Annotated in this window: 24 protein-coding genes; 9 read left to right on the forward strand and 15 right to left on the reverse strand. The window is 72.9% G+C overall.

Annotation, left to right across the window (positions count from 1 at the left end):
* Positions 1–46: 46 nt before the first annotated feature.
* The 7 genes from ACFWUZ_RS18465 to ACFWUZ_RS18495 form a co-directional block, all read right to left on the reverse strand.
* A complete protein-coding gene (locus ACFWUZ_RS18465; RefSeq protein ID WP_384373365.1) occupies positions 47–796 on the reverse strand; it encodes a DUF3159 domain-containing protein in 750 nt (249 codons plus the stop codon).
* Positions 797–799: 3 nt separating this feature from the next.
* A complete protein-coding gene (locus tag ACFWUZ_RS18470) occupies positions 800–1,219 on the reverse strand; it encodes an OB-fold nucleic acid binding domain-containing protein (RefSeq protein ID WP_384373367.1) in 420 nt (139 codons plus the stop codon).
* A 24-nt stretch (positions 1,220–1,243) separates the two neighbouring features.
* Positions 1,244–1,930: a response regulator gene (locus ACFWUZ_RS18475; RefSeq protein WP_384373369.1), complete on the reverse strand. Its 687-nt coding sequence runs from the start codon at positions 1,928–1,930 to the stop codon at positions 1,244–1,246.
* Complete coding sequence (locus ACFWUZ_RS18480; protein ID WP_384373371.1) at positions 1,927–4,545, reverse strand: DUF4118 domain-containing protein; 2,619 nt, start codon at positions 4,543–4,545, stop codon at positions 1,927–1,929. Before ACFWUZ_RS18480 ends, ACFWUZ_RS18475 begins: the two co-directional genes overlap by 4 nt.
* A gap of 186 nt (positions 4,546–4,731) precedes the next feature.
* Positions 4,732–5,517 carry a DUF3710 domain-containing protein gene (locus ACFWUZ_RS18485; protein WP_384373373.1) on the reverse strand — a complete coding sequence of 262 codons (786 nt, stop codon included), beginning with the start codon at positions 5,515–5,517 and terminating at the stop codon, positions 4,732–4,734.
* A 1-nt stretch (position 5,518) separates the two neighbouring features.
* Positions 5,519–6,064, reverse strand: coding sequence for a dUTP diphosphatase (gene dut / locus ACFWUZ_RS18490; RefSeq protein WP_384373375.1), 546 nt, complete (start codon positions 6,062–6,064; stop codon positions 5,519–5,521).
* Positions 6,064–6,648 carry a PaaI family thioesterase gene (locus tag ACFWUZ_RS18495; protein WP_384373377.1) on the reverse strand — a complete coding sequence of 195 codons (585 nt, stop codon included), beginning with the start codon at positions 6,646–6,648 and terminating at the stop codon, positions 6,064–6,066. The genes dut and ACFWUZ_RS18495 overlap by 1 nt, the downstream gene beginning before the upstream one ends.
* Positions 6,649–6,706: 58 nt before the next feature.
* On the opposite strand from ACFWUZ_RS18495, the gene ACFWUZ_RS18500 reads away from it, so the two are divergent.
* Positions 6,707–7,177 (forward strand): DUF3093 domain-containing protein, encoded by a 471-nt coding sequence (locus ACFWUZ_RS18500; protein WP_384373379.1) that lies wholly within the window; start codon positions 6,707–6,709, stop codon positions 7,175–7,177.
* 25 nt (positions 7,178–7,202) lie between these two features.
* Here ACFWUZ_RS18500 and ACFWUZ_RS18505 read toward each other — a convergent pair whose 3' ends face one another.
* From ACFWUZ_RS18505 to ACFWUZ_RS18520, 4 genes are all read right to left on the reverse strand, one after another.
* Positions 7,203–8,117: a hypothetical protein gene (locus tag ACFWUZ_RS18505; protein ID WP_384373381.1), complete on the reverse strand. Its 915-nt coding sequence runs from the start codon at positions 8,115–8,117 to the stop codon at positions 7,203–7,205.
* 12 nt (positions 8,118–8,129) lie between these two features.
* On the reverse strand, positions 8,130–8,426 hold the full coding sequence (locus ACFWUZ_RS18510; protein WP_384373383.1) for a DUF4193 domain-containing protein: 297 nt from the start codon (positions 8,424–8,426) through the stop codon (positions 8,130–8,132).
* 382 nt (positions 8,427–8,808) lie between these two features.
* The gene (locus ACFWUZ_RS18515; protein ID WP_384373385.1) at positions 8,809–10,065 is read right to left on the reverse strand and encodes a sensor histidine kinase; all 1,257 of its coding nucleotides are present in this window, start codon (positions 10,063–10,065) and stop codon (positions 8,809–8,811) included.
* A gap of 2 nt (positions 10,066–10,067) precedes the next feature.
* The gene (locus tag ACFWUZ_RS18520; protein WP_030008767.1) at positions 10,068–10,721 is read right to left on the reverse strand and encodes a response regulator transcription factor; all 654 of its coding nucleotides are present in this window, start codon (positions 10,719–10,721) and stop codon (positions 10,068–10,070) included.
* Positions 10,722–10,967: 246 nt separating this feature from the next.
* Between ACFWUZ_RS18520 and ACFWUZ_RS18525 the strand changes: the two genes are divergently transcribed.
* Positions 10,968–11,141 carry a hypothetical protein gene (locus tag ACFWUZ_RS18525; protein WP_384373388.1) on the forward strand — a complete coding sequence of 58 codons (174 nt, stop codon included), beginning with the start codon at positions 10,968–10,970 and terminating at the stop codon, positions 11,139–11,141.
* A gap of 92 nt (positions 11,142–11,233) precedes the next feature.
* On the opposite strand, the gene ACFWUZ_RS18530 is transcribed toward ACFWUZ_RS18525, so the two are convergent.
* On the reverse strand, positions 11,234–12,037 hold the full coding sequence (locus tag ACFWUZ_RS18530; protein ID WP_384373390.1) for an inositol monophosphatase family protein: 804 nt from the start codon (positions 12,035–12,037) through the stop codon (positions 11,234–11,236).
* Positions 12,038–12,093: 56 nt separating this feature from the next.
* Complete coding sequence (locus ACFWUZ_RS18535) at positions 12,094–13,251, reverse strand: ferrochelatase (protein ID WP_384373392.1); 1,158 nt, start codon at positions 13,249–13,251, stop codon at positions 12,094–12,096.
* Between the two features lie 171 nt (positions 13,252–13,422).
* On the opposite strand from ACFWUZ_RS18535, the gene ACFWUZ_RS18540 reads away from it, so the two are divergent.
* On the forward strand, positions 13,423–14,697 hold the full coding sequence (locus tag ACFWUZ_RS18540) for an MFS transporter (protein WP_384373394.1): 1,275 nt from the start codon (positions 13,423–13,425) through the stop codon (positions 14,695–14,697).
* A complete protein-coding gene (locus ACFWUZ_RS18545; RefSeq protein ID WP_384373396.1) occupies positions 14,630–15,976 on the forward strand; it encodes a D-arabinono-1,4-lactone oxidase in 1,347 nt (448 codons plus the stop codon). Before ACFWUZ_RS18540 ends, ACFWUZ_RS18545 begins: the two co-directional genes overlap by 68 nt.
* Before the next feature lie 19 nt (positions 15,977–15,995).
* Here ACFWUZ_RS18545 and ACFWUZ_RS18550 read toward each other — a convergent pair whose 3' ends face one another.
* Entirely contained in the window at positions 15,996–16,781 is a 786-nt protein-coding gene (locus tag ACFWUZ_RS18550; protein WP_384373398.1) for a hypothetical protein, read from the reverse strand.
* Positions 16,782–17,275: 494 nt separating this feature from the next.
* On the opposite strand from ACFWUZ_RS18550, the gene sepH reads away from it, so the two are divergent.
* A complete protein-coding gene (gene sepH / locus ACFWUZ_RS18555; RefSeq protein WP_384373400.1) occupies positions 17,276–18,325 on the forward strand; it encodes a septation protein SepH in 1,050 nt (349 codons plus the stop codon).
* A 176-nt stretch (positions 18,326–18,501) separates the two neighbouring features.
* Here sepH and ACFWUZ_RS18560 read toward each other — a convergent pair whose 3' ends face one another.
* The gene (locus ACFWUZ_RS18560; RefSeq protein WP_384373403.1) at positions 18,502–19,356 is read right to left on the reverse strand and encodes a sulfurtransferase; all 855 of its coding nucleotides are present in this window, start codon (positions 19,354–19,356) and stop codon (positions 18,502–18,504) included.
* A 173-nt stretch (positions 19,357–19,529) separates the two neighbouring features.
* Between ACFWUZ_RS18560 and ACFWUZ_RS18565 the strand changes: the two genes are divergently transcribed.
* The 4 genes from ACFWUZ_RS18565 to ACFWUZ_RS18580 all read left to right on the forward strand — a co-directional run bounded on the left by ACFWUZ_RS18565 (position 19,530) and on the right by ACFWUZ_RS18580 (position 23,947).
* Positions 19,530–20,336: a VOC family protein gene (locus ACFWUZ_RS18565; protein ID WP_384373406.1), complete on the forward strand. Its 807-nt coding sequence runs from the start codon at positions 19,530–19,532 to the stop codon at positions 20,334–20,336.
* 334 nt (positions 20,337–20,670) lie between these two features.
* Complete coding sequence (aroC, locus tag ACFWUZ_RS18570) at positions 20,671–21,855, forward strand: chorismate synthase (protein ID WP_384373409.1); 1,185 nt, start codon at positions 20,671–20,673, stop codon at positions 21,853–21,855.
* Between the two features lie 147 nt (positions 21,856–22,002).
* Positions 22,003–22,584, forward strand: a complete 582-nt coding sequence (locus ACFWUZ_RS18575; protein ID WP_384373412.1) for an NADPH-dependent FMN reductase — start codon at positions 22,003–22,005, stop codon at positions 22,582–22,584.
* Positions 22,585–22,687: 103 nt separating this feature from the next.
* The gene (locus tag ACFWUZ_RS18580; protein WP_384373415.1) at positions 22,688–23,947 is read left to right on the forward strand and encodes an MFS transporter; all 1,260 of its coding nucleotides are present in this window, start codon (positions 22,688–22,690) and stop codon (positions 23,945–23,947) included.
* Positions 23,948–23,988: the final 41 nt, after the last annotated feature.

A 23,988-nucleotide genomic window follows, 5' to 3' on the forward strand; every position in this document is an offset into this window, starting at 1 on the left:
GGACGACCACGGTCGTCCCGCCCCCCTCCTTCGTCCCCGGCCGGTGTCAGAGGCCGGGCTCCTTCGTGGCCGCCCGGGCCGCCTTCGCCGCCTTTTCGGCCGCCTCCTGCTCCTCGTACTCCGCGATCACGTCGATCGGCGGCGGGGCCTTCGCCAGGAACACCCAGGTGAAGTACACCGCGAGCACCATCGGCGGGAGCTTCAGGGCGATCAGGACCCAGCCCAGCTGCGTCGCGTCCCCCCACCAGTACAGCGGGAAGAGGATGGCGTACTTGGCGAGGAAGATGATCCCCCAGGCCAGGCTGGCCTTGATGTAGGCCTTCTTCCGTCCCGGGTTGCGGGTGCGCCAGGACAGGTTCTCCTTGAACACCGGCCCCAGGATCACGCCGAGCAGCGGGAAGCCGACCAGCGCGGAGACGGTGAAGGCCACGCCCAGTCCGGCGCCGTAGATCATGCCGGGCAGGTAGAAGCCCTTCGCGCTGCCCGTGAAGAGGGCGAAGGCCACGCCCACGCCCACGCCGAAGACACCGCTGAAGGCGTGCTTGACCGTGTCCTTGCGCGCCAGCCGCACGATCACGAGCAGGACCGCGACCGCGCCCGCCGCGACGGCGGAGAGCTTCACGTCCTTGTTGATCGTGTAGATCATCACGAAGAGCAGCCCGGGGAGCATCGTCTCCACGGTGCCCCGGACGCCGCCGAAGGCGTCGAAGAGCGCTGCCTGGGTCACCGCGTGCTGGTCCTGCGAGGACGCGGCGGCGGGGTCCTGCGGGGTGGTCGGTTTATCGAGTCGCATCACCGGTTACTGCTCCTGTCCGAGCGGTCGGAGTTCGTACTTCGGGTTGAAGAGCACCCGGCGGCCGTGACTCATGGAGATGCGCCCGGAGGCGATCATGCGGCGCCCGGGCTCGATTCCCACGATCGAGCGACGCCCGAGCCAGACCACGTCCAGACCGGCCGAGCCGTCGAACAGCTCGGCCTCCAGGGCGGGGACGCCCGCCCGCGGCCGCAGGGTGACGGTACGCAGGGTTCCGGTCACCTTGACTATCTGGCGGTCGTGGCAGTCGCAGATCCGCGTGCACCCCGCGGCTTCTGCGTCCTCCTGGAGCTCCGCCGAATGCAGCTCTTCCTGGGAGGTGGACAGCCGCTCTATCATCCGGCGGAACCGGCCCGCCGGCCTGACCGGCTTGGCGGGCTTCCCGGGACGCGGTTCAGCACTCATACAGGAAGCGTACCGGCGCCCCCACTACCTCTCGAAGCGGTATCCCATGCCCGGTTCCGTGATGAAGTGCCGCGGGTGCGAGGGGTCCGCCTCCAGTTTGCGCCGCAGCTGCGCCATGTAGACCCGCAGGTAGTTGGTCTCGGTGCCGTACGAGGGCCCCCAGACCTCCTGGAGGAGCTGCTTCTGGCCGACCAGCTTGCCGGCGTGGCGGACCAGGACCTCCAGCAGGTGCCACTCGGTGGGCGTGAGCCGTACGTCACGGCCCTCGCGCACGGCTTTCTTCGCGGCCAGGTCCACCGTGAAGCCCTCGGTCTCCACGACCACCTCGTCCCCGCCTGAACCGGCGGCGGGCTCGGCCCGGCGGACGGCGGCGCGGAGCCGGGCCAGCAGTTCGTCCATGCCGAAGGGCTTGGTGACGTAGTCGTCGGCGCCCGCGTCCAGGGCCTCGACCTTCTCGTCGGAGGTGTGGCGGGCGGAGAGGACGAGGATCGGCACCCGGGTCCAGCCGCGCAGCCCCTTGATCACCTCGATGCCGTCCATGTCGGGGAGACCCAGGTCGAGGAGGACCACGTCGGGGTGACGGGCGGCCGCCAGCTCCAGGGCGCCCGCTCCGTCGGCGGCGGCGTCGACCTCGTACTTGCGTGCCTTCAGATTGATCACGAGGGCTCGGACGATCTGCGGCTCGTCTTCCACCACGAGCACCCGGGTCATTGAGGTCCTGCCTTCTGTCGCACGGTCCGATCACGGTCGTGATCACGTTCCAGTGGGTCGGCGCCGCCGGTGCGGTCCGTCCCGTCCGCCGCCCCGGGGGAGGGCCCGGCGCCCCGGCGCACGGCGCGCAGGGTGAGCACCATGGTCAGTCCGCCGCCGGGGGTGTCCTCGGCGGCCAGGGTGCCGCCCATGGACTCCGCGAAGCCGCGGGCCACCGCGAGTCCGAGGCCGACCCCGGCTCCGCGCGGCGCGTCCCCGTGCCGCTGGAAGGGGGCGAAGATCTTGTCCTTGGCCTCGTCCGGCACGCCCGGCCCGCGGTCGACGACCCGTACCTCGACCCGGTCCCCGAGGAAGCTGGCAGCCACCAGGACCGGCACGCCCTGCGGGCTGTACTTGACGGCGTTCTCCACCACGTTGGCCACGCTGCGCTCCAGCAGCCCCGGGTCCACCGCCACCATCGGCAGCGTCTCGGGCACGTCCAGCACCACGCTGTCCTCCGGTACGCCGCCCAGCGCCATCGGGACCACCTCGTCGAGGTCGATCTCCCTGATCAGCGGGGTGACCGTGCCGGTCTGCAGCCGGGACATGTCCAGCAGGTTGCCCACGAGGTGGTCGAGCCGGTCGGCGCCGTCCTCGATGCCTTCGAGCAGCTCGGCCCGGTCCTCCTCGGACCACTGCACGTCGTCGGAGCGCAGGGAGGAGACGGAGGCCTTGATCGAGGCCAGGGGCGTACGGAGGTCATGGCTGACGGCGGCCAGCAGCGCGGTCCGGATCCGGTTGCCCTCGGCCAGCCGGCGGGCCTCCTCGGCCTCCCCGACCAGCCGCTGCCGGTCCAGGACCACGGCGGCCTGTGCCGCGAAGGCGCCGAGCACCCTGCGGTCCTCGGCGGGCAGCACCCGCCCGGACAGGGCCAGCGCCATGTGGTCCCCGATGGGCATGTCCACATCGGCGTCCTCGGGCCGGACGGCGGGGCGGGGGCCGACGCTGCCGGCCGGCGTCCAGGGGTCGACGCCGCCCGCGCGTTCGAGGAGGGCCACGGACTCCATGGCGAAGGTCTCCCGTACCCGTTCCAGCAGGGCGTCGAGCGTGGTCTCACCGCGGAGCACGCTGCCGGCCAGGAAGGAGAGGATCTCGGACTCGGCGCGCAGCCGCGCGGCCTGGTGGGTGCGCCGGGCGGCCAGGTCCACCACCGAGGCCACGGAGACGGCGACGCCGAAGAAGACGGCGATGGCCACGATGTTCCTGGGGTCGGAGACCGTGAACCGGTGCAGGGGCGGCGCGAAGAAGTAGTTGAGCAGCAGGGACCCGAAGGCGGCCGAGGCCAGCGCCGGCCACAGCCCGCCCAGCAGCGCGGCGGCCACCGTCAGCGCCAGGAACAGCAGCATGTCGTTGGCGAGGCCGAGGTCCGCCTCGATGTGCGTGAGCAGCAGGCAGAGCAGCGCGGGGAGCACCACGCCCGCCACCCAGCCGGCCACGATGCGGGGCCTGCCGAGGCGTGCCGCCGAGCGGACCACGGGCAGGCCGCGCCCCTTGGCGGCCTCCTCGTGCGTGACGATGTGGACGTCGAGGTCGGGGCCCGAGTCGCGGGCCACGCCGGCGCCGACCCCGGGCCCGAAGACGTACTGCCAGGAACGGCGGCGGCTGGAGCCGAGCACGATCTGGGTGGCGTTGACCCCGCGGGCGAAGGCGAGCAGGGCGTCGGGGATGTTGTCGCCGATCACATGATGAAACGTTCCGCCGAGGTCCTCGACCAGCGTCCGCTGGACGGCTAGCTCCTTCGGTGAGGCCGCGGTGAGCCCGTCGCTGCGGGCGATGTAGACGGCGAGGATCTCGCTGCCGGAGCTCTTGGCAGCCATCCGGGAGGCGCGGCGGACGAGCGTGCGCCCCTCTGGCCCGCCGGTCAGCCCGACGACGATCCGCTCCCGTGCCTGCCAGGTGGAACGGATGCCGTGCTCGCCCCGGTACTGCTGGAGGTACTCGTCGGCCCGGTCGGCCACCCACAGCAGCGCGAGCTCGCGCAGGGCGGTGAGGTTGCCGGGGCGGAAGTAGTTGGACAGGGCCGCGTCGACCTTGTCGGACTTGTATATGTTCCCGTGCGCCATCCGGCGGCGCAGGGCCTGCGGGGACATGTCGACGAGCTCGATCTGGTCCGCCCGGCGGACCACCTCGTCCGGCACGGTCTCCCGCTGCCGTACGCCGGTGATCGACTCCACCACGTCCCCGAGGGACTCCAGGTGCTGGATGTTGACCGTGGACACGACGTCGATGCCGGCCCGCAGCAGCTCTTCCACGTCCTGCCAGCGCTTGGCGTTGCGCGAGCCCGGCACGTTGGTGTGCGCGAGCTCGTCCACGAGGGCCACGGCGGGCCGGCGGGCGAGGACCGCGTCGACGTCCATCTCGGTGAAGGCCGCGCCCCGGTACGCCAGCTCCTTGCGCTCCACCCGTTCCAGGCCGTGCAGCATCACCTCGGTGCGCGGCCGCCCGTGGTGTTCGACGAAGCCGACCACGCAGTCGGCGCCCCGCTCCGCCCGGCGGTGGCCCTCGGAGAGCATCGCGTAGGTCTTGCCCACACCGGGTGCCGCGCCGAGATAGATCCTTAGCCTGCCGCGTCCCATGCGCCCATTCTCAGGGACGACCGGGCCGTGCACGCCCGGACGGGGCCCGGGGCGACGATCCCTGACGGATCCCTGACGCGCCCGTACGGAAGGCCGGTGGGCCGTCCCCCCGAAGGAGTACGGCCCACCGCCGGCCCACCGGCCGGAAACATGCGTCTGCCCCGCCTGCGAAGGGGCGGCGCGAGGTCAGCGGACCTCGGTGATCTCCGGGCCGCGCTCCAGCTGGCCCATGCCCCCGCCGAAGCGGGACCCTTCCTGCTCCTCGGTCTGCACGCCGTCCGGCACCATCTGGGCGTCGTTCGGCAGCTTCAGCACGATGGGGTCGCGGGGGGCCATCGGGCCGTCGCCGCGGACGACGACGGTGTCCCGGAAGATCTGCTCCAGCACGCCCGCCGACTCGGGGCGCACCGCGCCCTGGCCGGAGATGACACCGCGCAGGAACCAGCGCGGGCCGTCGACGCCGACGAAGCGCACCAGCTGGGCGCCGGTCTGCCCGTCGGGGAGCGGTACCGGCACCTGGGCGCGCAGTTCCCAGCCCAGCGGACCCTCGGCCTCGTCGATGATGCCGCCCTGCTGGGTGATGCCCGTGGCGATCTCGTCGCGGACCTCGCCCCAGATGCCCTCCTTCTTGGGGGCGGCGAAGGCCTGCAGCTGCACGGCGCTGTCGCCGAGGACCACGGTGGCGGCCACGATCGCGTCACCGGCGACCTCGACGCGCAGCTCCATGCCCTCGACACCGGGTACGAGGATGCCGCCGAGGTCGACCCGGCCGTCGGCCGGGTTCCCGAGTACCTCGGAGACGTCCCAGGGGCCGTCGGGTCGCGGGGCCGGCGGCAGGTTCACGCGGCGCGGCTTGGCGTCGGTGTCCTGTGCCTCGGCGTCGTCGAGCTCGTCGGCGCCGGCGCCGTCAACGACCTGCTCGGCCGCGCCGCCGTCCTTGGCGGAGTCGTTCTTCTTGCGACGTCCGAACACGTCACTGTCCTTCCCGGTCGGTTACGACCGAAGCGTAGCCATTCCCACCCTGCTGACCAGCGCCGGATCCGGCCACGGCCGCATGACCGCCGGTGGAGCCGAAACCCCCCTCGGCCCGGGCCGAGCCGGGAAGTTCCGCCACCTCGTGGAAGCGCACCTTCTCGACTCGCTGGACAACCAGCTGGGCAATGCGGTCGAAACGCTCGAACCGGACGCTCTCGCGAGGGTCGAGATTGACCACGATCACCTTGATCTCCCCACGGTACCCGGCATCCACCGTCCCCGGGGCATTCACGAGCGCGAGCCCGCAGCGGGCGGCCAGGCCGGACCGGGGGTGCACGAACGCCGCGTACCCGTCGGGCAGGGCGATGGACACGCCGGTGGGGAGCACGGCGCGCTCACCGGGCGCCAGTTCGGCGGCCTCGGTGGTCACCAGGTCGCAGCCGGCGTCGCCGGGGTGACCGTAGGCCGGGATCGGGACCTCCGGGTCGATCCGGCGGATCAGCACGTCGATGTCGTGACGCGCCGCGTTGTGGTTCAGGGACATCAGGGGTTCACCTCGAAGGCGCGTGCGCGCCTGACCTGGTCCGGGTCGGCCATGGCCGCCTGGATCTCCTCGGGCCGACCGTTGTCGATGAAGTGGTCGACCTTCACTTCGATGAAGAGGGCGTCGGCGCGCACCGCGACCGGGCCCTGCGGGCCGCCTATCCGGCCCACGGCCGTGCAGTAGATCTTCCGGCCGGCGACGGCGGTGACCTCGGCCTCGAAGTGCAGCACGGTGCCCACGGGCACGGGCCGTACGAAGTCGGTCTCCAGCCGCCCCGTCACGGCGATGACGCGCAGCAGCCAGTTCAGGGAGCCCAGCGCCTCGTCGAGCGCGGTGGCCAGGACGCCGCCGTGGGCGAGGCCGGGTGCGCCCTGATGGGCGGGCTTGACGGTGAACTCGGCGGTGACGCGCACGCCCTCGCCGGCCCGGGCCTCCAGGTGGAGTCCGTGGGGCTGGCCCGCACCGCAGCCGAAACAGTGCTCGTAGTGCGCTCCGAGGAGCTCGCCGGGCGCCGGGGCTTCGGGGTGCCGGACCGGCGCGGTGGCATCGGCCGGGGGCGTCAACGCTGTGTTTCGTCCACTCACAGCCGCAGACCTTACCCGCGCGGCTACCCGCCGGTCGCCTCGTGGCAGGCTTGTTCGCATGCAGCTCTCCCCCGCGCACCACGACGAACGCCTGACCGCCCCCCGCTCCTGGTGGGGCATCTCCGTACTGATCGGGCTGGCGTGTGCGCTGATGCTGCTGCCGCTGGGCACGCTGCCGCTGCTCGCCGGACTCGTCGGAGGCACGGCGCTGTCGGGGCTGCTGGTCAGTTCGTACGGCTCCGCGCGCGTGCGCGTGGTGAACGGGGCGCTGGCCGCCGGGGAGGCCCGGATCCCGGTGACGGCCCTGGGCGAGCCCGACGTGCTGGACGCCGAGGAGTCGCGCGCCTGGCGCACGTACAAGGCCGACACGCGCGCCTTCATGCTGATGCGCAGCTACGTGCCGACGGCGGTCCGCATCGAGGTGACCGACCCGGCCGATCCGACCCCGTACGTCTACCTGTCGACCCGCGAGCCCGAGGCCCTGCGGGCAGCCGTCCTCGCGGCGCAGGCCGGGCCGTCCGCCGCCTGAGGCGGAGCCGGTCGGCGGCGGCTGCTCAGTCGTGGCGGGGCGGGCGTCCCTCGATGGCGTCCTGGACGGCCTCGGGAAGGGGCTTGGAGGGCTGCTCCAGGGGCGGCAGCGCCTTCAGTGCGTCCCAGGGCACCGCGCGGCTCCGCAGGTCCCCGCGCACCTTCTCGGCGAGTTTCCGGGTGTCGCGGCGGTTCATGACGGCTCCGACGGCGGCTCCCACCATGAAGGGCATGAGGTTCGGCAGGTTGCGGAACATCCGCTTCGTGATCTGCTGGCGCAGTTCGCGCTTCATCTGGCCGCCGAGCGCCGCGTTCAGCGTGGTCGGCTTGGTCAGGTCGACCCCGCGCTCCTCCGTCCAGGCGGTCAGGTAGGCGAGGCTGCGGGCCTTGAGGCCGCCGGGCGGTCGCAGGCCGTACACCTCGTGGAGTTCGGCGACGAGCTTCAGCTCGATCGCCGCGACGCCGGTGACCTCCGCGGCCAGCTCCGCCGGCATGGCGGGCGGAACGGGCAGCATGGCCGCCGCGCCGATGCCCGCGCCGACGGTCGACGTGGCATGGGCAGCGCCCGCGATCAGCTTGTCGGCAAGCTGATCGGGACCGAGGCCCGGGAACTGCGCGCGCAGGGTCGCGAGGTCCCGAACCGGAACGCGCGGGGCGTTCTCGATGATCAGGTCGGTGACGTACAGGACGGCGGCCCTGGCACCATCGCCGCCCTTGCGTACACCGTTCTTGACGGCTTGGAGCCGACGAGTCCCGGACCGCTGCCGGGGCCCCTCGCCGACCTCTGTGGCCGACGGCACCGCCGGGGCGGTGTCGGAGGGCACGGCGGGTACGCCGGGGGCTCCAGGACCCGTTTCCGGGCCCGTGGTCGCCGCCTGCGTCTCCGCCGGATCACCAGACTTTCGGAAGCGTCGCTTCCGGAAGGGTGTCGAGCCAGCCACGGCCGACGCCTCTCAGTCGCAGTCGCGACAGATCGGCTGACCGTTCTTCTCGCGTGCCAGCTGGCTGCGGTGGTGCACCAGGAAGCAGTTCATGCAGGTGAACTCGTCGGCCTGCTTGGGCAGGACCCGGACGGCCAGCTCCTCGTTGGAGAGGTCCGCACCAGGAAGCTCCAGGCTCTCGGCCGAGTCGAACTCGTCCATGTCCACGGACGAGGACGACTTCTCGTTACGTCGGGCCTTCAGCTCTTCAATGCTGTCGTTGTCGACGTCGTCGTCGGTCTTGCGTGGGGTGTCATAGTCCGTTGCCATTGTTCGCTCTCCCCCTCTGGGTGTTAGCGGTGTCTCAGCGCACGTAACGCGCGAGAGGCCGGACTTGTGCCCGACCTGAGGCGGAGATTTTGCCTCACATCAAGGTCTGTTACTCAATCGACACCCAGCCGCCCGCCCTCAGGAGCGATTGGCTGGGATGACGACCGGGACCGTACACGGTCCGGGGGTCGTCTTGCACAAACGCCACCCCGTGCATTTACCGCCATCAGGGGGACCGGAAACCCGGACTTCCCGGGCGTTCCGGCCTTCCTGGGGTCACTGAACGCACATGGGCCGACACTCGACACTGTGATCGATCACACAGGAGGAAGTGTTTTCATGGACCACGGATTCAGCCACCAGCGAACACGGGGCGGCGGTGTCACAAGGGAAGAGTGACACGCATCACGAGGCCACCCCCCTCGCGGGGTATCGCCTGGATCCTTCCGCCGTGGGCGCGGGCCACGGAGCGCGCGATGGAGAGACCGAGCCCGACACCCTTGTCGCTGCCCGTTCGCTCGGTACGCAGCCGCCTGAAGGGCTCGAAGAGGTTGTCCACCTCGTACGCGGGAACCACGGGACCCGTGTTCGAGACGAGGAGCACCGCCTCGCCGTGCTGGACCTCGGTGGTGACCTCCACCCAGCCGCCCTCCGGCACGTTGTACCGCACCGCGTTCTGCACCAGGTTGAGGGCGATCCGCTCCAGCAGCACGCCGTTGCCCTGGACCACGGCGAGCGCCCGCTCGCCGCGGACCTCCACGCCCTTGGCCTCGGCCTCGCCGCGCGCCTGCTCGATGGCCCGCGAGGCGACCTCCGCCAGGTCCACGGGCTTGCGCTCCACTATCTGGTTCTCGCTGCGGGCCAGCAGCAGCAGGCCCTCGACCAGCTGCTCGCTGCGCTCGTTGGTGGCGAGCAGCGTCTTGCCGAGCTGCTGGAGCTCGACGGGCGCGCCCGGATCGGAGAGGTGCACCTCCAGCAGCGTCCGGTTGATCGCCAGCGGGGTCCGCAGCTCGTGCGAGGCGTTCGCCACGAACCTCTGCTGGGCCGTGAAGGCCCGCTCCAGGCGGTCGAGCATCTCGTCGAAGGTGTCGGCCAGCTCCTTCAGCTCGTCGTCCGGCCCGTCCAGCTCGATCCGCCGGGTCAGGTCGGAGCCGACCACCCGGCGGGCGGTCCGGGTGATCTTGCCGAGCGGCGAGAGCACCCGGCCGGCCATGGCGTAGCCGAAGGCGAAGGCGATGATGCTCAGCCCCAGCAGCGCCATCAGCGACCGGCTCAGCAGGTCGTCCAGGGCGTGCCGTCGCTGGTCGAGGGCGCACTGGCTGATCGCGGACTGGAACGCCTCGGGCGTCAGGCCGGTGCCGACGCCGGTGGCCAGCCCGGGGCAGGTGGTGCTGGTGACCCGGATCGGGCCCCCGTCCACGATCGTGAACGGCAGCGCGTTGCCCTCCCGCAGGGCCTGCGCCGCCAGCAGGTAGATGATCGACAGCAGCAGGATGCCCGCGATCAGGAACATCCCGCCGTAGAGCAGCGTGAGGCGTATCCGGATGGTCGGCCGCAGCCAGGGGAAGGGACCCTCGTGCGGACCGGGGTCCCAGGTCGGTTTCGGTGGCGCCGCGGGTGGCGCCGGGATCGCTGCCATCCTCAGATCCGGTACCCGGATCCGGGCACGGTCACGATGACCGGAGGCTCGCCGAGCTTGCGCCGCAGGGTCATGACGGTGACCCGCACGACGTTGGTGAACGGGTCGGTGTTCTCGTCCCAGGCCTTCTCCAGCAGCTGTTCGGCGGAGACGACGGTCCCCTCGCTGCGCATGAGGACCTCCAGCACCGCGAACTCCTTGGGCGCCAGCTGCACCTCCTTGCCCTCCCGGAACACCTCACGCCGGTTGGGGTCCAGCTTGATCCCGGCCCGCTCCAGGACGGGCGGCAGGGCGACGGTGGTCCGCCGTCCGAGCGCCCGGACCCGGGCGGTCAGCTCGGTGAAGGCGAAGGGCTTGGGGAGGTAGTCGTCGGCCCCGAGCTCCAGTCCCTCCACCCGGTCGCTCACGTCGCCGGACGCCGTCAGCATCAGCACGCGGGTGGGCATGCCGAGCTCGACGATCTTCCGGCAGACGTCGTCACCGTGCACGAGGGGAAGGTCGCGGTCGAGCACCACCACGTCGTAGTCGTTCACCCCGACCCGCTCCAGGGCGGCGGCGCCGTCGTACACGACGTCCACGGCCATGGCCTCCCGGCGCAGTCCGGTGGCCACCGCATCGGCGAGCAGCTGCTCGTCCTCGACGACGAGTACGCGCACGTCGTTTCCTTCCTCCGAGCCCAGCAGGGCAGACGTCCAGTGCGTCGCCCATCCTGCCCGTTTCCGCGGTAAACCGGCTGTAAGGCGTCACCCGCACGGGGCGCAGGGGGTGGAAGTGAGGATTCCTCGGCCCTGCGAGGTTTCTGGGCCCAGGGTGCCGGGGAGGACGTCAGCACACCCCATCCACTCCCTGACGGCGGACTGCCACGTGCCGCCGCCGACCCACGAAGAGGGGGCGAACCCATCATGGACGCATTCACCGCGGGTCTCCTGCAGCGCATCAGGGCCACGCAGTCGGACCTCGAGCAGGCCCGCCTGACGGGCGACGACTTCCTCGCGGAAGTGGAACAGGCGGAGCTGGAGGATCTCCAGCGCCTCGCCGCCGAGCACGGGGTACCCGTGTCCGTCCCGGTCTGCTGACGCGCACGACCCACTCTGCACACACCGGAACCCCGGCCGCCGCCCCGGCGGCCGGGGTTCCGTCATGTCGCGTGCCGCGGCCCGCGGCGCCGTCAGTCGTGCCAGGCCCCGGCCTCGTCCAGCAGCGGCTGGAGGGAGGCGAAGACCGCCGGGCTCGCCGCCAGGGTGAGCGCCCCCGAGGCCGGCTCCCCCGGGCGGCCGCCGGTCAGGGCGCCCGCCTCCCGGGCGATCAGCTCGCCGGCCGCCAGGTCCCACGGGTTCAGCCCGCGCTCGTAGTAGCCGTCCAGCCGGCCGGCGGCCACGTCGCACAGGTCCAGCGCCGCGGAGCCGCCCCGGCGGATGTCCCGTACCAGGGGGATGATCCGCTGGGCGACGTCCGCCTGGTGCGCCCGCCTGGTCTGGACGTACGCGAAACCGGTGCCGATCAGCGCCTGGTCGAGCGGGGCGGCCTCCCGGCAGGCGAGGCGGACCGTGCCCCGCCAGGCGCCGCCGCCCAGGACGGCGTGGCAGGTCTCCCCGCGCATCGGGGCCGCCACGACGCCCACCACGGTCTCGCCCCGGTACTCGGCCGCGATCGACACGCCCCAGCTCGGCAGGCCGTAGAGGTAGTTCACAGTGCCGTCCAGCGGGTCGATGACCCACCGCACGCCGCTGGTCCCCGGGGTGTCCGAGCCCTCCTCGCCCAGCAGCCCGTCCTCGGGCCGCCGCTCCGCGAGGAGGCCGGTGATCAGCTTCTCCGCGGCGATGTCCATCTCGGTGACCACGTCGATCGGGCTGGTCTTGGTCGCCGCCACCGCCAGATCGGCCGGCCGGCCGTCGCGCAGCAGGGTCCCGGCCAGCCGGGCCGCCTCCAGGCCGACGTCCAGCAGCTCGGCCTTCAGCTCTTCAGGGATCACTGGTCTCACTCCTCCGGGGGTCCGTACCGATCATGCCCGATCGGTACGGCGGACCCTCAGGCGTAGGGGCTGTCCGCTCCGGCCGCCGCGGGCCGGGGGCCCCGGGCCGGGCAGCAGCCCACGGCGCACAGGTCGTGGCTCGGCCCGAGCAGGCCCAGCGCGCACCGCTGCACGGGCTCCCCGCGCTCGGCCGCGGCCCGCTCCAGCACCAGGTCCCGTACGGCCGCGGCGAACCGCGGGTCGTCGCCCACCGTCGCGGAGCGCGCGACGGGGAGTCCCAGCTCGGCCGCCTTCGCGGTGGCTTCCGTGTCCAGGTCGTACAGGACCTCCATGTGGTCCGAGACGAAGCCGATGGGCACCATCACGGCCGCGGGGGCCCCGGCCGCGTGCAGGGCCTCCAAGTGGTCGCAGACGTCCGGCTCCAGCCAGGGGACGTGCGGGGCGCCGCTGCGCGACTGGTAGACGAGCTCCCAGGGCAGTGCGGTGCCCGTCTCGGCCCGTACCGCGTCCGCGATCACCGTGGCCACGTCCAGGTGCTGCTTGACGTAGGCCCCGCCCTCGCCGCCGCCCGTGTGCTCCCCGGCCGGGCCGGAGGCGTCCGCCGCCGCCTCGGGGATGGAGTGCGTGGTGAAGACCAGGTGGGCGCCGTCCCGGACCTCCGCGGGCAGCGAGTCCAGCGAGGCGAGCACGCCGTCGATCATCGGCTGCACGAAGCCGGGGTGGTTGAAGTAGTGCCGCAGCTTGTCCACCCGCGGCAGCGGCGCCACGCCTTCGGCCTCCAGTGCGGCGAGCGCGTCGGCCAGGTTCTCGCGGTACTGCCGGCAGCCCGAGTAGGAGGCGTAGGCGCTGGTCGCGAGGACGGCGATGCGGCGGCGGCCGTCGGCGGCCATCTCGCGCATCACGTCGGTCAGGTACGGCGCCCAGTTCCGGTTGCCCCAGTAGACCGGCAGGTCCAGCCCGTGCTCCGCGAAGTCCTTGCGCAGCGCGTCCAGCAGCCGGCGGTTCTGGCCGTTGATCGGGCTGACCCCGCCGAAGCCGAAGTAGTGCTGCCCGACCTCCTTGAGGCGCTCGCGCGGGATGCCGCGGCCGCGCGTGACGTTCTCCAGGAAGGGCACGACGTCGTCGGGTCCCTCGGGGCCGCCGAAGGACAGCAGCAGGAGGGCGTCATACGGGGCGGCGGGCCCGCCGGCCGGCGGGGAGAGCTGGTCTGACATGCACCGAATCCTGCCACCCGGCGCCCTCGGGCGGGAACCGGCCCGGCCGTCCGCCCCCGGGAGCCGCGTCGCGGGAGGCCGTCCGTCCGCCGGGTCCCGCGTTTCACCGCGCGGGGGTGCCCGGGGCGGCCGTAACCTGTATGGGCCGCTGACGTCCCTTACGGAGACACCTTGCCCAGTCCCTACCGCGCGATCTTCGCCGCCCCCGGCACCAAGGGATTCAGTGCCGCCGGACTGCTGGGCCGCATGCCCATCTCCATGGTCGGCGTCGGCATCCTGACGATGATCTCCGAGATCACCGGCCGCTACGCGCTGGCGAGCGCCCTCACCGGAACCCTCGCCCTGGCTGCCGCGGTCATCGGGCCGCAGATCTCCCGCCTGGTGGACCAGTACGGGCAGCGGCGCGTGCTGCGCCCCGCGACGCTGGTCTCCGTGGCCGCGGTGGCCGGACTGCTCGTGGCCGCCGCCCGGGGGCTGCCGGACTGGACCCTGTTCCTGTTCGCGGCGATCGCGGGCTGCGTGCCCGGCGTCGGCGCGATGGTCCGGGCCCGGTGGACGGTGATCTACCGGGAGTCCCCGCGCGAACTGCACACGGCCTACTCCCTCGAATCGGTCCTGGACGAGGTCTGCTTCATCTTCGGCCCGATCCTGGCCATCGGACTGTCCACCACCTGGTTCCCGGAGGCGGGCCCGCTCGTCGCCGCCCTCTGCCTGCTGGCCGGCGTGTGGCTGCTCACCGCGCAGCGGTCCACCGAGCCCGCACCGCACCCGCGCGGCGAGCACACCGACCGCACCTCCGCCCTGCGCTCCCCCGGGCTCCAGGTGCTGGCCGGCACCTTCGTGGCCACCGGTGCGATCTTCGGCTCCATCGACGTGGCCACGCTGGCCTTCTCCGAGGAGCAGGGCCACAAGTCCTCGGCCAGTTTCGTCCTGGCCGTCTGGGCACTCGGGTCCTGCCTGGCCGGCATCGTCTTCGGCCTGCTCCATCTCAAGGGCCGGACCGAGATCCGCTGGGTACTGGGCGTATGTGCGATGGCCGTGAGTATGATCCCCCTCCTACTGGCCGGGAACCTTCCGATCCTGGCCGTGGCGCTCTTCGTCTCGGGCCTCGCCATCGCTCCCACGATGATCACCACGATGGCCCTGATCGAGGCGCACGTACCACGCGCGAAGCTGACCGAGGGCATGACCTGGATCAGTACCGGCCTCGCGGTCGGCGTCGCGGTCGGTTCCTCGGTGACCGGTCTGGTCATCGACGCGGCCGGGGCGCGCAGCGGGTACGTCGTCTCCCTCTCGGCGGGAGCGGCCGCGGCGGCGGTGGCGTTCGCGGGATACCGCCGGCTGACGAGGCCGGCGCAAGGGGAGGAGCCCTCTAGCGATGGCGGACACACCGACGAGGACGACAGCGGGGACAGCAGGGAAGAACGGTCCGGCCGCGTGGCGTAACTGGGCGGGCAACGTCACCGCCACGCCCGCCCGTACGGTGGCCCCCCGCTCCGTGGGGGAGCTCCAGGAGGCGGTCCGCCGGGCCGCCGAACAGGGCCTGAGGGTCAAGGCGGTCGGCACGGGCCACTCCTTCACCGCGGCCGCGGCGACCGACGGCGTGCTCGTCCGCCCGCAGGCCCTGTCCGGGATCCGGGAGATCGACCGGGCCGCCGGCACCGTCACGGTGGCGGCGGGCACGGTGCTCAAGGACCTGAACCGGGCCCTCGCCGCGGACGGCCTCTCGCTCACCAACATGGGCGACATCATGGAGCAGACGGTGGCGGGCGCCACCAGCACCGGAACCCATGGCACCGGCCGCGACTCGGCCTCCCTCTCCACCCAGATCCGCGGCCTGGAGCTGGTCACGGCCGACGGGGGGCTGCTGAAGTGCTCCGGGAAGGAGAACCCCGAGGTCTTCGCGGCGGCCCGGATCGGCATCGGCGCGCTCGGCATCGTCACCTCGCTCACCTTCGCCGTCGAACCGGTCTTCTTCCTGACGGCCCGTGAAGAGCCGATGGGCTTCGACCGGGTGACGGCCGAGTTCGACCAGCACTTCGCGGAGAACGAGCACTTCGAGTTCTACTGGTTCCCGCACACGGGCAACTGCAACACCAAGCGCAACAACCGCAGCCAGGGCCCCGCCGCCCCGCCCGGAGCGGTGAGCGCCTGGATAGAGGACGAGCTGCTGTCCAACGGCGTCTTCCAGGCCGTGAACTCCCTCGGCCGCGCGGTCCCCGCCGCCATTCCCTCGATCGCCCGGGTCGCCAGCCGCGCCCTGTCGGCGCGCACCTACACGGACATCCCGTACAAGGTGTTCACCAGCCCGCGCCGGGTGCGGTTCGTGGAGATGGAGTACGCCCTCCCGCGCGAGCGGGTGGTCGAGGCGCTGCGCGAACTCAAGGCGGTGGTGGACCGCTCCGGGATGCGGATCAGCTTCCCGGTCGAGGTGCGCACGGCTCCGGCGGACGACATCGCGCTGTCGACGGCCTCGGGCCGCGAGACCGCCTACATCGCGGTGCACATGTACCGGGGGACCCCCTACCAGGCCTACTTCACGGCGGCCGAGCGGATCTTCACCGAGTACGGCGGGCGCCCGCACTGGGGCAAGGTGCACACGCGGGACGCGGAGTACTTCGAGCGGGTCTACCCGCGGTTCGGCGAGTTCACCGCGCTCCGCGACCGGCTGGACCCCGACCGCCTGTTCGGCAACGACTACCTGCGGCGGGTCCTGGGCGGCTGAGCCCGCCCGGCCCGGCGGGTCAGGGGGCGTCCTGCTCCGGCCGACCGGTGCCGGTGCCCGTCCCGGCGCCGGGAGACCCGGCGCCCGGGCTCGGCGTCCCGGTGGACGGCGGGGGTGTCGGTGCGGGCGCCGGGGGACCGCTCGGGGTGGGGTCCGGCCCTGCGGAGGGCGAGGTACTGGGGTCCGGGGCGGCGCTGCTGCCGCGACCGGGTGAGCCGGAAGGGGCCGGCGAGGTCCCGGCCCCGGGGCTCTTCCCGCCCTTCTCCCCCTCGCCCTGCCCCGTGCCCGTCCCCGGGCCGGGGTGCTCCGCGGGCGGCGCGGGCGGGTCCTCGTGCACCGTGCGGGTGCCGCCGGAGAAGATGGTGCCGCCGCCGCTGCTGACGGAGGTGCCCGCGACCGCCTCGTACGTCCCCAGCGCGCCCAGGGCGATGGCGAAGGCGGTGCCCGCGGCGAGCGCCGTACGCTTCCAGCCCCGCACCCGGGTGCCGTGGACGGTGCCCTCGCCGAACTCCTCCGCGGGTGCAGCGGCGGCCGGCGACGGCACCTGACGGGCCTTCGGCCGGGCCGTGCCGCGCAGCTGGTCGCCGGTGCGGCGGAAGAAGTGCTGGATGACGGGTCCGCCCGCGGTGGCGACCACGCTCACCACGCCGGCGCCCAGGATGGTCCCGTAGACACCCATCTCCGAGGCGAGCAGGGCCGCCACGACGGTGGCGAGGGAGCTGCCGGCCACCTGAGCGGCGCTCAGGTCGAGCCTCTTCCCCGCCGGTTCTTCCGGTTCGGCCTCGTGCGCCGTCTTCTGCCCCATCGCCATCCCCTGTGTGTCCTGCCTCTCACGCGTCGGACGCCTTCAGCAGTTACTGACCGCTGAGCGAAACGGAAAGTTCCATTTCTGGGGATTCTGTGAAGCACGACACCTGAAAATGCGTTCGAGCGCAGGTGGGGGCCGACAGAGGGCAGCCCAACTCCCGCCGTCCGAGAGAAGTTCGGCGGCGCGGCGGTCCACCCAGGTGGCCCGAATGGAGTACTGTGGCGAGCCCTGGGGCCGTCCTTCCTTTCGGATGTCCGGACTCGGGAGAGGGGGCCGGCTGATGGAAAACGGCACTCAAGACCGGTGATGCCGCGGTATTGCACGGGCTCCTGCTGCGCACAGTAACCGTTCGGTCACTGTGCGTGCCCAACAGGTAACCGTGCCATAACGGCGATCAAGGGCGCATGCCCGACACGCCGGTTTAACTCGGCAAGGTTGTGGCAGGCTGCACCCGGGCAGGCCACACTCGACTAGCGGAAGCAGCGACGCACGTGACGTCGGCAGGCACCACCCGGGAGGTCCCCATGCCCGAACTGCGTGTCGTGGCCGTCTCAAATGACGGCACACGACTGGTGCTCAAGGCTGGGGACAGCACGGAGTACACGCTTCCGATCGACGAGCGCCTGCGCGCCGCGGTGCGCAACGACCGCGCGCGCCTGAACCAGATCGAGATCGAGGTGGAGAGCCACCTCCGCCCCCGTGACATCCAGGCCCGCATACGAGCCGGTGCCTCCGCTGAGGAGGTCGCCCAGCTCGCCGGCATCCCCGTCGACCGCGTACGCCGCTTCGAGGGCCCCGTGCTCGCCGAGCGCGCCTTCATGGCCGAGCGGGCCCGCAAGACGCCCGTGCGCCGTCCCGGCGAGAACACCGGACCCCAGCTCGGCGAGGCCGTGCAGGAGCGGCTGACCCTGCGCGGGGCCGAGAAGGAATCCGTCCAGTGGGACTCCTGGCGCCGCGACGACGGCACCTGGGAGGTCCTCCTCGTCTACCTCGTCGCGGGCGAACCGCACTCGGCGAGCTGGACCTACGACCCGCCGCGCCGGCTGGTCGTCGCCGTGGACGACGAGGCCCGCTCCCTCATCGGTGAGTCGGACGACCTGCCCGCGACGCCCGAGCCGAGCTTCCCCTTCGTGCCGAGGATCGCGCGGCTGCCGCGCGACCGGCCGCTGGACCGCGCCCTCGACCGGCAGCTGGAGCGGCCCGCCCCGCCGGTCCCGGATGCGGAGGAGGAGCGGGACACCCTGACGAGCCTGCTGGAGGCGGTCCCGAGCTTCCGCGGCGACATGGTCGTCCCGGACCGGACCGAGCCGCCCGCGGAGGAGTCCGAGGCGGAGGAGCCGCCGGCCCCGGCCGCCTCGGCGGGCGCGGGCTCGGCGTACGCCGACGTACTGATGCCCCGCACGGTGGCGGGCCACCGCGACCGGCTGACCGGCACCACCGACCGGCAGGCCGAGGCCGACGGGGTCCGCCCCGGACGCCGTGCGGCGGTGCCGAGCTGGGACGAGATCGTCTTCGGCACGCGCCGCAAGAAGCAGGAGTAACCCGCCGCCGGGTCCGCCCGGACCACCCGGGCCGCCCCGGTGTGTCCGGCCGGACCCGGCACGGTCCGGCAGCCCCGGACGGTGCAGGACATCCGGCGGCCTCGGGGGGCCGGGGGCCGGACGTCGCGGAGGGCCGGCTGTCCTGGAGGCGCCGGCCGACCGGGCGGCGGCCCCGGCTACTGCGGGTCCGGGCCCGTCGCGACCGGGCGGGCCGGGTCGGAGGACCACTGCGACCAGCTGCCCGCGTACAGGTCGGCGGCGATCCCCGCCACCTCCAGCGCGAGCACCTCGTGCGCGCCGGACACCCCCGAGCCGCAGTACACGCCCACCGGGGCGCCGTCCGCCGCGCCCAGCCCGGCGAAGCGCGCCCGCAGGGCATCGGCCGGCAGGAACCGGCCGTCCGGGCCGACGTTCTCCGTCGTCGGGGCCGACAGCGCGCCCGGGATGTGACCGCCCACCGGGTCGATCGGCTCGACCTCGCCCCGGTAGCGCTCCCCCGCCCGTGCGTCCAGCAGGACCCCCGTACGGGCGCGTGCGGCCGCTCCGTCGGCGTCCAGCAGGCCCAGCGCCCCCGGAGTTGGCTTGAAATCGCCCTCGGGGGGCGCCACCCGATCGGCCGTCACCGCGCCACCCGCCTCCGTCCACGCGGCCAGCCCCCCGTCCAGCACGCGCACGTCCGGGTGACCCGTCCAGCGCAACAGCCACCACGCCCGGGCGGCCGCCCAGCCCTGGCCGCCGTCGTACACGACCACCGGCCCGTCCGAGGCGACACCGGCCCGCCGCATGACCGCCCCGAACGCCTCCGGGTCGGGCAGCGGGTGGCGTCCGCCGGACCCGGGCGGACCTGCCAGTTCGCGGTCGAGGTCGACGTACACCGCGCCGGGCAGGTGCCCGGCCTCGTACGCGGGCCGCTGGTCGGGACCGCCCAGCTGCCAGCGGACGTCCAGCAGTACCGGCGGCCTCGCACCCGACAGTTCGCTCGCCAGTTCGGCGACGGAGAGGATCGCAGAATTCGCAGTCATGGGAGCCATCTTCCTCCCCGCCCCAAACCCCCGTGACAAGCCCGTCATCGGCGGGGCACAGCGTTCCGGTCAACTCACTCCGGTGCCCCCACGATGCGGCGCGGTCGGGGCGCGCCGGGCCGCGCGGAGTGCAAGCATCGTCAGCGGCACGGGGAAGCGCCACGACGGAGGAGACGCTTGACATGACCGAGGCAACGGGATCTACGCGGCGCACGCCGGGCACGCCGTGCTGGGTGAGCCTCATGGTGCACGGCCTCGGGACCACGGAGGACTTCTACGCCGACCTGTTCGGCTGGGAGTACGTGCCGGGCCCCGAACAGCTCGGGCCGTACGTCCAGGCCCTGCTGGCCGGGCACGAGGTGGCCGGCATCGGCGAGATGCCGCCGGACCGGCATCTTCCGGTGGCCTGGACCACGTACCTCGCCACGGACGACGCCGACGCCACGGCCGAGGCGATCCGTTCCTGCGGCGGCACCGTCGCGGTGGGCCCGCTGGACGCGGGGGCCGCGGGGCGCGTGGCGATCTGTTCCGACCCGCTGGGCGCGATCTTCGGGATCTGGCAGGCCGAAGCCCGCCTCGGCACCTGGCTGCACGGCGAGCCGGGCACCCCGGTCTGGAACGAGCTGATCACGCAGGACACCTCGACGGTCGGCAAGTTCTACGAGCACGTATTCGGCCACGAGGCGTACAGCCACGGTGCGGCCTCCGAGGAGTTCGACTACCTGACCCTGCGCCTGGAGGGCCGCCCGGTGGCCGCCGTGCGCGGTGTCGGGCGCTCGCTGCCGCACGACCGGGGCCCGCACTGGATGGCGTACTTCGAGGTCGGGGACACCGACCTGGCCACCGACCGGGTCCGCGAGCTCGGCGGCCGGGTCGTGGACCCGCCCCGGGAGGGTCCGATCGGCCGGCAGGCCACGGTCGCGGACCCGGAGGGCGCGGTGTTCACCCTCGTACGGTCCGTCGGCGGACCGGGGCGCGGCGCATCCTGAGGGTGGTCCAGGGCACGCCTGCGGCCTCACACCGGGCGGCCGGGCGGGTCCTGGCCGCCGGCGTACGAGCCACGCCGCCAGGGCCGGGTCAGGGACGGCAGCGGGACGCGGACGTCGGCCGGGCGGCCGTGGTCCCGGCGGGCAGGAGCGCGGACGCCCCGGCGGGGCACGGCCGCGCGTTGCGGTCCCGCCGGCAGGCGTCGGGCACCTTCCCCGGTGACGGGGCACGCCCGTGCCCGGTGAGTTGACGGATTGCCTCCGCGGTCCGCGGGCCGTGCGGCGGGCCCTGCCTAAGGTGACGCTCCCGTCCATTTGAGCAAGGGTGATCGTCCGCATGGGCACGTTGCGTTGGCTGACAGCAGGTGAGTCGCACGGACCGGCGCTGGTGGCGACACTGGAGGGACTTCCCGCCGGCGTTCCCGTCACCACCGACCTGGTCGCAGACCACCTGGCCCGGCGTCGGCTCGGCCACGGCCGCGGCGCCCGGATGGCGTTCGAGCGGGACGAGGTGACCTTCCTGAGCGGGGTCCGGCACGGGCTGTCCCTGGGGTCGCCCGTCGCGGTGATGATCGGCAACACCGAGTGGCCGAAGTGGGACAAGGTCATGTCCGCCGACCCGGTCGACCCCGCCGAACTGAAGAGCACGGGGCGCAACGCCCCGCTGACCCGCCCCCGGCCCGGCCACGCCGACCTCGCCGGGATGCAGAAGTACGGCTTCGGCGAAGCCCGTCCGGTCCTGGAGCGGGCGAGTGCGCGGGAGACCGCCGCGCGGGTGGCGCTCGGCGCGGTCGCCCGGTCGTTCCTGGCCCGGGCCGCCGGCATCGAGATCGTCTCGCACGTGGTGGAACTCGGCGCGGCCGCGGCCCCCTACGGCCTCTACCCGGTCCCCGGTGATGTGGAGGAACTCGATGCCAGTCCGGTGCGGGCCCTGGACGCCGGAGCGGGCCGGGCGATGGTCGCGGAGATCGACGCGGCGCACAAGAACGGCGACACGCTCGGCGGCGTGGTGGAGGTGCTGGCGTACGGGGTCCCGGTCGGACTCGGTTCACACGTCCACTGGGACAGACGGCTGGACTCGCGTCTGGCCGCTGCGCTGATGGGCATCCAGGCCATCAAGGGGGTGGAGGTCGGCGACGGCTTCGGTCTCGCCCGGCTCCCCGGATCGCTGGCGCACGACGAGATGGTCCCGACCGCGACGGGCATCGGGCGGACCTCCGGCCGTTCCGGCGGCACCGAGGGCGGCATCAGCACCGGCGAACTGCTGCGCGTGCGGGCCGCCATGAAGCCCATCGCTACCGTGCCGCGCGCGCTGGCCACCGTCGACGTGGTCACCGGCGAGGCGGCGGTGGCCCACCACCAGCGCTCCGACGTGTGCGCCGTACCGGCCGCGGGCATCGTGGCCGAGGCCATGGTCGCGCTGGTGCTGGCGGACGCGGTCTCCGAGAAGTTCGGCGGGGACTCGGTCACCGAGACGCGGCGCAACGTCGATGCGTATCTCGCCCACTTGCAGATCCGTTGAACACCGCACCGCCGGAGCTGACGGACTAACAGTCCGGAATTTGTCCTTCCTGATCCTGGCCGGTGAGGGTGGAACCGTACATGCGGGAAGCGCCTCCTCCTCGACCCAAGGCCGGGGCGCCGCCGCTAATAACTGGAGGTATTTCCCATGTCTGAGCCGCTCCGCGTCGCAGTCATCATCGCAAGTGTCCGTGACGGCCGGTTCGGCCCGACGATCGCGAACTGGTTCACCGGTGTCGCCCGTGAGCGCGGGAACCTGGACATCGACGTGATCGACCTGATCGACCACGACCTGCCGAACCAGCTGTCGGCCACTCCTTCGGAGGCCACCCAGGCCGTCCTCGCGGGCGTCTCGCCGCGACTGGCCCAGGCCGACGCCTTCATCGTCGTCACGCCCGAGTACAACCACTCGTTCCCGGCTTCGCTGAAGTCGCTGATCGACTGGCACACCACCGAGTGGCAGGCCAAGCCGGTCGGCTTCGTCGGCTACGGCGGTCTCGCGGGCGGCATGCGCGCCGTCGAGCACCTGCGCCAGATCTTCGCCGAGTGCCACATGGTGACGGTCCGCGACACCGTCGGATTCCACGGTCCCTGGGGCCAGTTCGACGAGCAGGGCAACCTGATCGACCCGACCGAGGCGAACGCCGCGGCCAAGACGCTCCTCGACGCCGTGGAGTGGTGGGGCACCGCGCTGAAGGCGAAGAAGGCGCAGGTCCCGTACGGCGGCTGACCCCCGGCCCCACCACCCGCACGCCGACCGGCCCACCCTCCCGGGGTGCCCCAGGGCTGTCCGACCCTGATCCGCCGGACACCCCGAGCCCCAGGAGCAGGACATGAGCCTCCGCACGCCCGCCGCCGGCATCCCGAGCACCGGGGACACCCCCCGGCACGAAAGGACCGCCCCGCCTCCGGGGCGGTCCGTCGCCCCCGTCGTGACGGCGATATCCCTGCTCGGGATGCTGGTGGTGGGCCAGCTGTACGTGGCGATCCCCCTGCTCCCCGAGGTCGGGCGGGCCTGGGGGGTGGACCAGGAGTCGGCGACCTGGGCGACCTCCGCGTACGCGGTCACGTACGCGATCGTCTCGCTCTTCAGCGGGGCGCTCGCCCGCCGGTTCGGCACCCGGACGGTGCTGGTCGCGGGGGTGGCCGCGCTGGCGGTGGCGACCGCCTGCGTCCCCTTCGCCGAGACGTTCGGTGCGGGGCTGTCGCTGCGGGCCGCGCAGGGCCTGTTCGCAGGCGTCTACGTCCCGCTCGTCTACGCGTACCTGAACGCGCACGTGCCGCCGTCGAAGCTGCCCACCGCCCTCACGATCGTCTCCGCCTGCATGGCGGGGACGATCGTGATCGGGCAGGTGGAGTCGCAGCTGCTCGCCGCCGTCGTCGGATGGCGCGGCACCTTCTGGGTGACCGCGCCGCTGCTGCTGGCGGGTGCGCTCGTGCTGCGGCGGGTGCTGTCGGCCGTGGATCCGGCCCGGGACCCCGACCGTTCCCCGGCGTCCGGTGCCGGGGGCGGCAGGCTGTGGAAACGCCTCCTGCCGCTGTACGTCGTCGGACTCACCTGCTCCACCACCATGACCGCCGTGTACACGAGCGTGCAGCTCTACGGGCCCCCGGAGCTCGTCGGCGACGGCGAGGCGATGCTGATGCTGCGCGCCACCGCCATCCCCTCGCTGGTGCTGGGCGTGCTGATGGCGCCGCTGCTGGGCCGGATCCCGGCGCGGCCGCGCGGAGCCGGCGCGTTCACGGTGGCGGCGGCGGGCATCTGCGGTGCCGGGCTGGTCGGCGGGACCACCGCCGGACTGGCCGCCTCCATGTTCGTCTTCATGCTCGGCGTCGCCGCGATCGGGCCCGCCCTGGTGCAGGAGATCGGCGCTGCGGCCGGCACCGCCCACGGGGTCATGGCGACCGCGCTGTACGGGTTCACCCTCAACATCGGCGGCGGCCTGGGCGCGCAGATCCCCCTGGCGTTCGACGGGGTCAGGGGCGTCGGGCTGTTCATGTCGCTGTTGCTCGGGGGCTGTGTGGTGCTGCTGGTGACGACGGGCCGCCGCACGCGTTCCGCCCGCGTCCGCGCCGTGGCTCCGCCGACCTGACGGACTGGAAGCGCGGTCCTCGGCAGGGCGCGGCGGACGGA

Origin of the sequence: Streptomyces sp. NPDC058646 (assembly GCF_042716875.1) — a bacterium.
Lineage (GTDB): Bacteria > Actinomycetota > Actinomycetes > Streptomycetales > Streptomycetaceae > Streptomyces.

Coding starts and splice junctions, on each gene's coding strand:
- ACFWUZ_RS18500 (WP_384373379.1), top strand. CDS start 6,707: ATGCAGCTCTCCCCCGCGCACCACGACGAACGCCTGACCGCCCCCCGC.
- ACFWUZ_RS18475 (WP_384373369.1), bottom strand. CDS start 1,930: ATGACCCGGGTGCTCGTGGTGGAAGACGAGCCGCAGATCGTCCGAGCC.
- ACFWUZ_RS18525 (WP_384373388.1), top strand. CDS start 10,968: ATGGACGCATTCACCGCGGGTCTCCTGCAGCGCATCAGGGCCACGCAG.
- ACFWUZ_RS18480 (WP_384373371.1), bottom strand. CDS start 4,545: ATGGGACGCGGCAGGCTAAGGATCTATCTCGGCGCGGCACCCGGTGTG.
- ACFWUZ_RS18580 (WP_384373415.1), top strand. CDS start 22,688: ATGAGCCTCCGCACGCCCGCCGCCGGCATCCCGAGCACCGGGGACACC.
- ACFWUZ_RS18565 (WP_384373406.1), top strand. CDS start 19,530: ATGACCGAGGCAACGGGATCTACGCGGCGCACGCCGGGCACGCCGTGC.
- ACFWUZ_RS18470 (WP_384373367.1), bottom strand. CDS start 1,219: ATGAGTGCTGAACCGCGTCCCGGGAAGCCCGCCAAGCCGGTCAGGCCG.
- aroC (WP_384373409.1), top strand. CDS start 20,671: ATGGGCACGTTGCGTTGGCTGACAGCAGGTGAGTCGCACGGACCGGCG.
- ACFWUZ_RS18550 (WP_384373398.1), bottom strand. CDS start 16,781: ATGGGGCAGAAGACGGCGCACGAGGCCGAACCGGAAGAACCGGCGGGG.
- dut (WP_384373375.1), bottom strand. CDS start 6,064: ATGTCCCTGAACCACAACGCGGCGCGTCACGACATCGACGTGCTGATC.
- ACFWUZ_RS18535 (WP_384373392.1), bottom strand. CDS start 13,251: ATGTCAGACCAGCTCTCCCCGCCGGCCGGCGGGCCCGCCGCCCCGTAT.
- ACFWUZ_RS18515 (WP_384373385.1), bottom strand. CDS start 10,065: ATGGCAGCGATCCCGGCGCCACCCGCGGCGCCACCGAAACCGACCTGG.
- ACFWUZ_RS18560 (WP_384373403.1), bottom strand. CDS start 19,356: ATGGCTCCCATGACTGCGAATTCTGCGATCCTCTCCGTCGCCGAACTG.
- ACFWUZ_RS18575 (WP_384373412.1), top strand. CDS start 22,003: ATGTCTGAGCCGCTCCGCGTCGCAGTCATCATCGCAAGTGTCCGTGAC.
- ACFWUZ_RS18545 (WP_384373396.1), top strand. CDS start 14,630: ATGGCGGACACACCGACGAGGACGACAGCGGGGACAGCAGGGAAGAAC.
- ACFWUZ_RS18510 (WP_384373383.1), bottom strand. CDS start 8,426: ATGGCAACGGACTATGACACCCCACGCAAGACCGACGACGACGTCGAC.